Genomic DNA, 10,709 nt, shown 5'->3' on the forward strand with positions numbered 1-10,709 from the left:
ACGTAGGCGGCCGGCGTGCCCAGCAGGATGATGCCCAGGAACAGGATGATGAAGTTGATCAGGTTCAGGTCGAGCGAACCGCCGTCCATGAAGTGGAAGACCACGTAGGCCACGCCCAGCGCGCCGATCAGCAGGCTCAGGATGCGGCTGTTGTTCAGGCGCGAGGCCAGGGTGCCCTTTTCGAGCAGGTCCTCGGCGGCGTTGGACGAGCCAGCGTCGCGGTCGATGGCCGGATCCACTTCGATGACCTTCTCGCCCTTCTTCGGATGCAGCCAGGCATTGAGCAGCGGCAGCGTGACGATGATGACCAGGCTGGTGATCAGCATGGGCATCGAGAAGATGGTCTCCGACAGCGGGATCGTGCCCATCTGCTTGGCGGTGGGGTGGTTGGGCGTGGCCACCAGCACGGGAATGCTGGCCGACAGGCCCAGGCCGTACATGGTGAAGCCGCTGTAGGCGGCGGCAATGATCAGCGGATAGTGCACGCCCTTGACCTTGAGCGCCAGCTTCTTGGCGACGATGCCGCCGATGACCAGCCCGAAACCCCAGTTCAGGTAGCTGCCGATGCCGCCGACCAGCGTCGCCACGATGATGGCGGTGTGCGGCTTGTGCACGTGGCTGACGATGCGGTTGAGCATGCGGTCGGTGAGCGGCGCGGTGGCCAGCACGTATCCCATGGCCAGGATCACGGCCATCTGGGTCGTGAAGGCCAGGAGGCTCCAGAAGCCATTGCCCCAGGCGCGGGTAATGTCGCCCAGGCCCTTGCCTTCGACGCCCATGGCCAGAAGCACGGTAAGCAAGGTCAGCGCGATCGCGAAGACGAAGGGATCGGGCAGATACTTGCGCATCAGCTCCGTGAAGAATGAAGCCAGTTTATTCATGGTGCCTCCAACAAACTCCGGTAAGGCTAAGTTTTCTCGTGTCTTGCGCCGTCCGGCGCCGGGTGCCGGCGGGGGCGGGTGGGACGATAGGTTTTCTTTGTGTGGTTGGGCTCGTGGCCCGATGGCGGCGGTGGCGGAAAGCCCCGCGCCTTATGTAGTGAATTCTTGCCGGCGCGGCCGTCAGGAGCCGCCGGCCTTGCTGTTGAGCCAGGCGGCGAGCTCGCCCAGCGCGGCGCTCTTTTCGCGCAGCACGCGTTCGCGGCGCTCGGGGCTCCAGGTGTAGAAGCCCTGGCCGCTCTTGGCGCCGATCTGCCCGCTTTCGACCTTGCTTTTCAGGAGCTCGGAGGGTTCGGTGCGGTTTTCCAGGTCTTTGTAGAGATAGCTGGCGATCGCGTAGTGCACGTCGATGCCGTTCATGTCGCGCTGCTCCAGCGGACCGGAAAGCGCCAGGCGGATGCCGAGGCTCCACTTGACCACTTCGTCGATGTCCTCGGCGCTGGCGACGCCTTTTTCCAGCAGCGAGATGGCCTCGCGTGCCAACGCGTGCTGGATGCGGTTGGCGATGAAGCCCGGAATGTCCTGGCGCACCAGCACCGGCCGCTTGCCGGCGAACCGCAGCGTGGCCATCACCCGCGTCACCGTGTCCTCGGAGGTGTCGTCGTTGCGGACGACCTCAACCAGCGGGATGACGTCGGCGGGAGTGAAAAAGTGGGTGCCCACGAAACGGTCGCGGCGCACCACGGCGCTGGCGATCGCGTTGATGGACAGGCCGGAGGTGTTGGTGGCGAAGAGGGTGTGCGCGGGGCAGAGGGAATCGAGCTTGGCGAACAGGCCGCGCTTGAGCTCGAGGTTTTCCGGCACGGCTTCGATGACGAGGTCGCTGTTGCAGGCCGCTTCCAGGCCGGGGGAGACCTGGATGCGCTGCATGGCTTGCTGGACCCGCCCCGGCGCGTAGACGTTCAGCTGGCGGTCGATCGTCTGGAGCGCGCGCTCCAGGGCGCCTTCCATCGGGTCGATGAGGACGATGTTCAGTCCCTTCGAGGCGAAGAGCGCGGCAATGCCGCTGCCCATGGCGCCTGCGCCGACGATGGCGAGATTCTTGAGGGGAGTATCCATGATGGTTCGCTTGGGCTGACACGCCGGGCTTGCGGCGGGCACGCGCGGAACCAGGATGCTTTCCGTCTCTTCCGGGTGTGCCTTCCTGTGCGCCTGGCCAGAAAAATCATTGTGTTCTATATACGAACATTTGTGCGTATATAGAATTTATGAAAGAGATAGTACTAAAAGTCGCTGGGAGTGGACAAATCGGGAATTTTCGGTGTTCGCCTGGTGGACGCGTCGAGGCGGGCAAAGGGAAGGACGGGGAAGCGCCGTACTCTCCCCGCCCCAGGTAGCACGCCGGAAAGACTCAGCCCGAGTTGCGCAGGCCTGCCGCGATGCCGTTGATCGTCAGGTGGATCGCGCGCTGCACGCGCTTGTCGACCTCGGCCTGAGGGTTCTTCTGCGCCGCGCGGTGGCGCCTGATGAGTTCGATCTGCAGGTAGTTCAGCGGGTCGATGTACGCGAAGCGTTCGCGCAGCGAGGCCTGCAGCGTGGGGTTGTCGGCCAGCAGTTCGCGTTGCGTCAGCAGCTTCAGCATGGAGAGCGTGCGCGCGTGCTCGGCGCTGATGACGCCGAAGATACGTTCGCGCAGGCCCCGTTGCGGCACCAGCTGCGCGTAGCGGGCCGCGATCGCCAGGTCGGATTTGGCCAGCACCATTTCCATGTTCGACAGCAGGGTCCGGAAGGCGGGCCAGTCGCGCGCCATTTCGCGCAGCTGGGCCAGGCGGGCGCGCCGCGAGCGCGGCGCATCGGGGGCGCCGGCTTCCAGATAGGCCTCGATGGCCGACCCCATGCCGTACCAGCCGGTCAGCATCAGGCGGCATTGCGCCCAGGAAAAGCCCCAGGGGATGGCGCGCAGGTCTTCGATGTGCTGCCCCTTCTTGCGCGACGCGGGGCGCGACCCGATGTTCAGCCCGGCGATTTCGCTGATGGGCGTGGCGGCGAAGAAATAGTCGGAGAAGCCCGGGGTGTCGTAGACCAGCCCGCGGTAGGTGCGCTGCGCGGCGTCCGACATGAAGGACATGGCCGGGCCGTGATGGGCCATGTGCGCGTCTTCGGCGCTGGTGGCCTCCGCGCGCGGCGCCAGGCTGGACTCCAGCGTGGCGGCGACCAGCAGCTCCAGGTGCCAGCGGCCGACCTCGGCATCCTTGTACTTGCTCTGGATGACTTCGCCCTGCTCGGTCAGGCGGATCTGTCCGGCGACGGTGCCCGGAGGCTGCGCCAGGATGGCGTCGAAGCTCGAGCCGCCGCCGCGTCCCACCGAGCCGCCGCGGCCATGGAACAGGCGCAGCCGCACGTGCCGGGCCGAGAACACGTCCACCAGGGCGCGTTCGGCCTGGTATAGCGACCAGTTGGACGTCAGGAAACCGCCGTCCTTGTTGCTGTCCGAATAGCCCAGCATGACTTCCTGCGCGCCGTTCTGGGCCAGCTTCACGCGCTGGCGGATCTCGGGCAGGTCGAGCCAGGCGGCCATGATGCCGGCGCCGCGCTGCAAGTCGGGAATGGTTTCGAAGAGCGGTACCACCATCAGGCCGTCCTCGGCCGCGATGTCCTGGCCGGCGGGCGCGATCAGGCCGGCCTCTTTTTGCAGCACCATGACTTCCAGCAGGTCGCTCAGCGTTTCGGTGTGCGACACGATGGTCTGGCGCACGGCCTGCTTGCCGTAGCGGGCGCGCCCGGCGGCGGCCGCGCGCAGCACGGCCAGTTCGCGCGTGGTGTCTTCGCTGTAGGCGATCCACGGCGAAGCCAGCGGACGCGCCTGCGCCAGTTCGGCGCGCAGCAGCGCTACGCGCTCGTCCTCGTCCAGCGCCAGGTAGTCCAGCGGCTTGCCGCCCTGCTGCACGCCGGCGCGCGCGAACAGCTCGGCCAGGGCGCGCTCGTGCACGTCGGAGCTCTGGCGCAGGTCGACCGTGGCCAGGTGGAAGCCGAAGACCTCCACGGCCTGCTGCAAGCCGGCCAGGCGCAGCCTGGCGATGGGCGAGCCGTGATGGGCGGCCAGCGATGCTGCAATGACGGCGAGGTCGGCGGACAATTCCCTGGGCGTGTCGTAAGCGGGGGCGGCGACGGTGCTGCGCCGCGCCAGGTCCTGGCCCGTGAGGCGCTGCGCGGTGGCGGCCAGCCGGGCGTACACGCCGACCAGCGCGCGGCGGTAGGGCTCGTCGCGCCGGTGCGGCGAATCGTCGCCGCTGGCCTCGGCCAGGGCCAGCAGCTCGGCGTCAACGGCGATCAGCAAGGTGGTGACGGACAGTTCCGCGCCCAATGCGTGCACTTCCTGCAGGTAGTGCTCGAACAGCACGGTGGCCTGGCGCAGCAGGGCGCGCTCGAGGGTGCTGGCGTCCACGTTCGGATTGCCGTCCCGGTCGCCGCCGATCCAGCTGCCCATGCGCAGGAAGGGTTCCAGCGGCGGGGGCGGGGCGGAGAAGGGCTTGGCGGATTCGCGGTTCAGCAGCTTGGACAGGTCTCCGTACAGGCGCGGAATGACTTGCAGGAAGGTGCTGCGGTAGTACGAGAGCGCGTTCTCGATTTCATCGGCGACCGTGAGCCGCGTGTAGCGCAGCATGCGGGTCTGCCACAGCGTGGCCACGCGGCCCAGCAGCGACGCGTCCAGGTCCGCCAGCTCCTCCGGCGTGAGCGGGCCTTCGCGCTGTATCAGCGCGGCGGCGATCTCGCGATGCACGTCCAGCGTGCTCTTGCGCTGCACCTCGGTGGGGTGGGCGGTGAGCACGGGCATCACGCAGGCGTCGGCCAGCAGGCGGCGGATGCGCGCCACGCCCACGCCATGCCGGCCGAGCGCCTGCACGGCTTCGCGCAGGCTGCCGCGCGCCGGCGCGTCGTCGGCGATGGCGCGGGCGCGCTGGCGGCGGTTCTGGTCGCGGTCTTCGGCGATGTTGGCCAGGTGCAGGAAGTAACTGAAGGCGCGGGCGACGGAGTTGGGGTCGCTGCCCTGCAGGCGCTTGACGCGCTGCTCCAGCAGCTTGCCGTCGGCATCGTTGCCCTCCCGGCGGAACTTGACGGCGGTGCGGCGCAGGGTCTCGATGGTGTCGAAGACGCGCTTGCCTTCGCATTCCTCGATGACGGTTCCGAGTAATCGGCCTAACAGCCGGATATCGTGACGCAAGGGTTCTGCTGAATCGGACTGCTGGCGGATAGCTTTCATCGGGCGGGGATCCGTCGGGCTGCTGGAGGGAAGGAGGGAGTGGGGCGTTGCAGGTGAACCGTAAATGAAACCTCTTCGATTTTACGCAGCCTTCCTTACGGCAAAGCGGCGAGGCTGCGTTAAAGTTCGCTAAGGGCCTGTTTACGCGAAAGCAAGGCCCGCTTCCCTCTCATTCCCAAAGCGCCATCTATGCAAAACCATCAACGTCGCGCGCTCGTGCTGTTTTCGGGCGGCCAGGATTCCACCACCTGCCTGGCCTGGGCGCTGGACCGGTATGCCCATGTGGAAACCGTGGCGTTCGATTACGGGCAGCGCCATCACATCGAGTTGTCCGCGCGCCTGAACGTGCTGCGCGACATCCGCGAGAATTTCCCCGACTGGGCGCCGCGCCTGGGCGAAGACCATCTGCTGGACCTGAAGGTGCTGGGCCAGGTGGGCGACACTGCCATGACGAGCGACCGCGCCATCGAGATGCAGGCCAACGGCCTGCCCAACACCTTCGTGCCCGGACGCAACCTGCTGTTCCTGACCCTGGCCGCCGCCCTGGGCTACCGCCGCCAGCTTGACGTGCTGGTGGGCGGCATGTGCGAAACGGATTTCTCCGGCTACCCCGACTGCCGCGACGACACCATCAAGGCGCAGCAGGTGGCGCTGGGCCTGGGTCTGGGTTCCCGGGTCACCATCGAGACGCCGCTGATGTGGATCGACAAGTCGGAGACCTGGGCGCTGGCCCATCGGCTGGGGGGCGACGCCCTGATCGAGACCATCGTCGAGGAAAGCCACACCTGCTACCTGGGCGAGCGCGGCGCGCGGCACGACTGGGGCTACGGCTGCGGCGAGTGCCCGGCCTGCAAGCTCCGGAAGATCGGCTGGGAAAAATGGGTGGTCGCGTCCGCCGCCGAGGGCTGAGGCGATCCGGCCGTCCGCCATCGACAACCATGCGGACCATATGCGTGTGAGGGCGTTGCCCGAACCCGGGCCCGATGCCGAGATCCGCAAGCCGCTGGAGCGCGTGCGCATCGGCGATCGGGACTAGTGCCGGGTCGAGACGGAAGCGCATGCGGTCGAACGCGCAGGCAGCCGCGGCATTGAGGCGTTCGCCGGTCAGCAGCGCGCGATGAACTTCCATCTCAACGCGAAGGCCGCCGCGCAGATGGCCGCGGCCAGGCCGACGGACACCGCCATCGCGCCCCGCGCGCCGTGGCTTTGCACGAAATAGGCGTAGGCCACCGGCGCGGTGGCCGTCAGCAGGAAGCTGGGAATCAGCAGGGAGCCGACCAGCGCGCCGTAACTGCGGAAATCGAACAGCGCCAGCGGCAAGGTGCCGCGGGTGATGGTCATCAGGCCGTTGCAGGCGCCGTACAGCAATGCGTAGGCTGCGGTGGCGTACAGGTTGCCGCCGGACAGCAACGCCAGCAGGAAGCACAGCGGCAGCACCGTTGCGACGGCCAGCGTGAGGGTCAGCGGATGCAGGCGCGATCCCAGCGCGACATCGGCCAGCCGGGCCGCGAACTGGCCCACTCCCCACAGCGCGGCGACGCCGACGGCCGCCGCCGCGGCGAGCCCCAGCCCGGACAGCAGCGAGATCAGGTGCGCCGCGTTGCCGGCCGCCAGGAAGTTGGTCAGCATCGCGATCACCGCGTAGAGCACGCCCGCCAGGCGGCGTTCGGCAGGGCTGCGGACCAGGCCCGAGAAGGTCTTGTCCCTGCCGCCGGCGGGGGCGGCGTAGCGTTCGCGCGGAAGCGCAAGGTACAGCGGCAGCGTGCCCAGCGCCAGGGCGCCGTACGCCAGCACCGCGCCGCGCCAGCCCAGCCAGCCCGCCAGCGCATGGCCCACCGGCCACATCACGGTGGATGCCAGGCCGCCGAACAGCGTGATCTGGGACATCGGGCGGCGCGCCGTGGGGCCGGCCGCCCGGGCCAGGGACGCGAATGCCGCGTCGTACAGGCACAGGCGCATGCCGATTCCCAGCAGGATCCATGCCGCGTAGTAGAGAGGCAGGCCGTGCGCGGCCGCCAGCACCGCGCAGCCCAGCGCGGCCACCACGGCGCCTGCGGGCATGACGCGGTGCCCGCCCCAGCGGTCGACCGCCATGCCGGCAAGCGGCGACACCATGGCCATTACCACGATGGCCGCCGAGAAGCCGCCGTAGATGGCGGCGGGGTTCCATCCCAGGTCGGCCGCCATGGCCGGGCCCAGGGCGCCGATGAGGTAGAAGGTAACGCCCCAGCCGACCAGTTGGGTCAGGCCCAGGCAGACGATGGCGCGGGGCGCGATCACGGCCGCTGCGGCGGCGTTGCATCGCCTTCGCCCAGTGCGCGCTGCATCAACACCGTGTCGCGCCATTCTCCATGCTTGTGTCCCACGGAGCGCAGCGTGCCGACGGGATGGAAGCCCTGGCGGGCATGCACCGCCAGCGATGCCGCGTTGCGGCTGTCGCCCACCACGGCCAGCATCTGCCGCCAGCCGCCTGCGGTGCAGCGGGCGATCAGTTCGGCGAGCAGCCTGCCGCCGATGCCCAGGCCGGAGCGGCCGGCTTTCACATAGACCGAATCCTCGACCGTATGGCGGTAGGCCGGGCGCGGGCGGTAGGGCGTGACGTAGGCGTAGCCCACGATCTCGCCGGCGATCTCGGCTACGAGGTAGGGCATGTCCTTTTCCAGCACCGCGGCCCGGCGCTGGCGCATTTCCTCGATGGACGGGGGCTCCAGTTCGAAGGAGGCGGTGCCATGCCGCACGTGGTGGGCGTAGATGGCCTTGATGGCGGGAAGATCGGCTGGCGCGCTGTCGCGGATGCGCACGGTGGTGGCGTTGGATGGCATGGAAGAAATCAGGGAGGAAGCGAGTTGCCAGTGTCGCGCAAGGCAATCTATTAATAAAGCTTTGGTTTATTATGATTTTTATAAGTAAAACTTTGGATAAGCGGCGATGCGTGGCCTCAACCTGGACCAATTGCGCACCTTCGCGCTGGTGATCGAACTGGGCAGTTTCTCCGCCGCGGCTGAGCGCAGCGGCGTGACGCAGCCCGCCGTCAGCCTGCAGGTCCGCCAGCTCGAGCGGCGCTTCGGCCTGAAGCTGGTGGAGCGCGTCGGCCGCCGCGCTGGCCCCACCGCGGCCGGAGCGGAGCTGCTGGCGCACGTCCGTATCATCGACGCCGCGCTGGCCCAGGCCGAGCTCGCCATGACGGCGCACGCGTCCCAGGTGGCCGGGCGCATCAGGCTGGGAACGGGCGCCACCGCCTGCACCTACCTGCTGCCGCCGCTGCTGGCCGACCTGCGGCGCCGCTTTCCGGCGCTGGATATCGTCGCCAGCACGGGCAATACCGCGGACATGCTGCGCGGGCTGGAGAACAACACGCTGGACATAGGCCTGGTCACGTTGCCGGCGCCGGGCCGCATGTTCCAGGTGACGCCGGTGCTCGAAGACGAATTCGTGGCGATCTTTCCCGCGGGCGATCCCTCGCTCGTTCCCGCTGCCGCCACGCCGCAGGCGCTGGCGCGGCTGCCGCTGGTGCTGTTCGAACCCGGCGCGCGCACCCGGCGGCTGGTGGACGACTGGTTCGAGGCGGCCGGCGTGGCCGCCAAGCCCGTCATGGAACTGGGCAGCACCGAAGCCATGAAGGAAATCGTCGGGGCCGGGCTGGGTTGCGCCGTGCTGCCCCGGCTGTCGGTATCGGGCGCAGGCCAGCGCCCGGCGCTCGAGGTCCGGTCGCTGGCGCCGCGCCTGTCGCGCAGCCTGGCTATCGTGCTGCGCCGGGACAAGCCGTTGAGCCGGGGCCTGCGGCATCTGCAGGAGTCGCTGCTGGCGTTGCGTGGGTGAACGCATAAGGGTGGAACACGTCCACCGGCAGTTGGTTGCAGGCCTCGATGCAGGCGCGCACGGCCGCCATGTCCGAAAAATCCAGGCCGCTGCGGATGCCGTGCAGGTCCAGGTTCATGGCCAGCGTCACCAGGTCCACATTGCCGGTGCGCTCGCCGTTGCCGAACAGGCAGCCCTCCACGCGCTCGGCGCCGGCCAGCACCGCCAGCTCCGCCGAGGCCACGGCCGTGCCGCGGTCATTGTGCGGATGCACGCTCAGGACGATGCTGTCGCGGCGCGCCAGGTGGCGGTGCATCCATTCGATCTGGTCTGCGTAGACGTTGGCCGGGGTGCATTCCACGGTGGACGGCAGGTTGACGATCATTTTGTTTTCGGGCGTCGGGCCCCAGGCGGCGCTGACCGCATCGCACATCTCCAGCGCGAATTCCAGCTCGGCCAGGCTGAAGGTCTCGGGGGAGTATTCGTAGATCCATTGCGTCTCGGGGCGCGCATCCGCCAGCGCCCGGATCTGGCGCGTGCCGGCCAGCGCGATCTCCTTGATTTCGGCCTTGCTCATGCCGAACACGATGCGGCGCCATTGCGCAGCGATGGGGGCGTACAGGTGCACGATGGCGCGGGGAACGCCGCGCAGCGATTCGAAGGTGCGTTCGATGAGGTCCGGACGCGACTGGGTCAGCACTTCGATGGTCACGTCCTCGGGAATGCGGCGTTCCTCGATCAGCTTGCGCACGAAGTTGAAGTCCGTGTCCGAGGCCGAGGGGAAAGCCACTTCGATTTCCTTCAGTCCCACGGCCACCAGTTGTTCGAAGCAGCGCAGCTTGCGCGCCGCGTCCATGGGCTCGATCAGGGCCTGGTTGCCGTCGCGCATGTCGGTGCTCATCCAGATCGGCGGCGCCGTCAGCCGGCGCGACGGCCAGGTGCGTGCGCCGTAGTCGCGGGTGAAGGGAAGGGTGGGGCGGTATTTGTGTTGGGGCTGGTCGAGCATGGAAACCTCCGGCCGCGGGGCGCGGCGCGTGTCGGCCGCCCGCGTATGCAAGGGGGGGCGGGACGGCCAAGTCGGGGGGAGGTGGCGTCAGGACCCGTCAGGGGCCCAGGGCTGCCGGGCGGCCACGGAGCGCAAGGCCCGGCAACCGCGCGCTAGTCGCAGCGCCCGCGCGCGGCCCGCCGGCGCCAGGGCGGCGTGGAGGTCGGCGGAGGCGGACGAGCGGGGCATGGGCGTATCGGCGTGGGGAAATGCGGCAGGGGATGCGAGGATGATAGGTACACTGGGAAAGACCGTCTAACGCCATTCGGACCGCAATCGTCGCAAAATGGACAAGCCCGCATCCGCCGCATCCGCGTCCAGCCCTCGCAAGCCCGCGGGCCTGGACCTTTTTCCCTACGAATCCTCGACACGCCCCGTGGCCGGACTGGCCGTGGACTATGAAGACGGCCACCGCATCCGGCGGCACCGGCACCGGCGCGCCCAGCTGGTCTACGCGATCTCGGGCGTCATGGTGGTGGATACGCCCGCCGGCATCTGGGTGGTGCCGCCCACGCGCGGCGTCTGGGTGCCGGCCTGGATGCCGCACGGCATCCGCATGAGCGGCGAGCCGCGCATGCGCACCGTGTTCGTTGAGCCGGGAGCGGCCGCGCACCTGCCCGCGACGTGTTGCGTGCTGTCCATCTCGCCGTTGCTGCGGGAATTGATGGTGGCGGCGGCCGAGGTGCCGCTGGACTGGGCGCCCGACACGCGCGATGGCCGCCTGATG

At 68.5% G+C, this 10,709-nt stretch carries 9 protein-coding genes; 3 read left to right on the forward strand and 6 right to left on the reverse strand.

The window, feature by feature from the left end:
• The 3 genes from ACN6PJ_RS30150 to ppc all read right to left on the reverse strand — a co-directional run.
• A partial coding sequence (locus tag ACN6PJ_RS30150; protein WP_427999334.1) for a TIGR00366 family protein occupies window positions 1–881 on the reverse strand: 881 nt, incomplete at its 3' end.
• Window positions 882–1,061: 180 nt separating this feature from the next.
• Window positions 1,062–1,997, reverse strand: coding sequence for a 3-hydroxyacyl-CoA dehydrogenase family protein (locus ACN6PJ_RS30155; protein WP_427999335.1), 936 nt, complete (start codon window positions 1,995–1,997; stop codon window positions 1,062–1,064).
• 292 nt (window positions 1,998–2,289) lie between these two features.
• A complete protein-coding gene (gene ppc / locus ACN6PJ_RS30160) occupies window positions 2,290–5,139 on the reverse strand; it encodes a phosphoenolpyruvate carboxylase (RefSeq protein ID WP_427999336.1) in 2,850 nt (949 codons plus the stop codon).
• A 189-nt stretch (window positions 5,140–5,328) separates the two neighbouring features.
• On the opposite strand from ppc, the gene queC reads away from it, so the two are divergent.
• Window positions 5,329–6,048, forward strand: a complete 720-nt coding sequence (gene queC / locus ACN6PJ_RS30165) for a 7-cyano-7-deazaguanine synthase QueC (protein ID WP_427999337.1) — start codon at window positions 5,329–5,331, stop codon at window positions 6,046–6,048.
• Between the two features lie 195 nt (window positions 6,049–6,243).
• Here the strand turns inward: queC and ACN6PJ_RS30170 are convergent, their stop codons facing one another.
• Both ACN6PJ_RS30170 and ACN6PJ_RS30175 read right to left on the reverse strand, forming a co-directional pair.
• Window positions 6,244–7,419 carry an MFS transporter gene (locus ACN6PJ_RS30170; RefSeq protein WP_427999338.1) on the reverse strand — a complete coding sequence of 392 codons (1,176 nt, stop codon included), beginning with the start codon at window positions 7,417–7,419 and terminating at the stop codon, window positions 6,244–6,246.
• A complete protein-coding gene (locus ACN6PJ_RS30175) occupies window positions 7,416–7,961 on the reverse strand; it encodes an N-acetyltransferase family protein (RefSeq protein ID WP_427999339.1) in 546 nt (181 codons plus the stop codon). Before ACN6PJ_RS30175 ends, ACN6PJ_RS30170 begins: the two co-directional genes overlap by 4 nt.
• Before the next feature lie 106 nt (window positions 7,962–8,067).
• On the opposite strand from ACN6PJ_RS30175, the gene ACN6PJ_RS30180 reads away from it, so the two are divergent.
• Window positions 8,068–8,958, forward strand: a complete 891-nt coding sequence (locus ACN6PJ_RS30180) for a LysR family transcriptional regulator (protein ID WP_427999340.1) — start codon at window positions 8,068–8,070, stop codon at window positions 8,956–8,958.
• Here the strand turns inward: ACN6PJ_RS30180 and ACN6PJ_RS30185 are convergent.
• The gene (locus ACN6PJ_RS30185) at window positions 8,879–9,943 is read right to left on the reverse strand and encodes a 2-isopropylmalate synthase (protein ID WP_427999341.1); all 1,065 of its coding nucleotides are present in this window, start codon (window positions 9,941–9,943) and stop codon (window positions 8,879–8,881) included. The genes ACN6PJ_RS30180 and ACN6PJ_RS30185 overlap by 80 nt on opposite strands.
• A gap of 325 nt (window positions 9,944–10,268) precedes the next feature.
• Here ACN6PJ_RS30185 and ACN6PJ_RS30190 point away from each other — a divergent pair.
• Window positions 10,269–10,709: AraC family ligand binding domain-containing protein (locus tag ACN6PJ_RS30190; RefSeq protein WP_427999342.1), on the forward strand; the 441-nt coding region annotated here is incomplete at its 3' end.

Source organism: Achromobacter sp., assembly GCF_050285585.1.
In the GTDB taxonomy this organism is placed as follows: domain Bacteria; phylum Pseudomonadota; class Gammaproteobacteria; order Burkholderiales; family Burkholderiaceae_B; genus Achromobacter.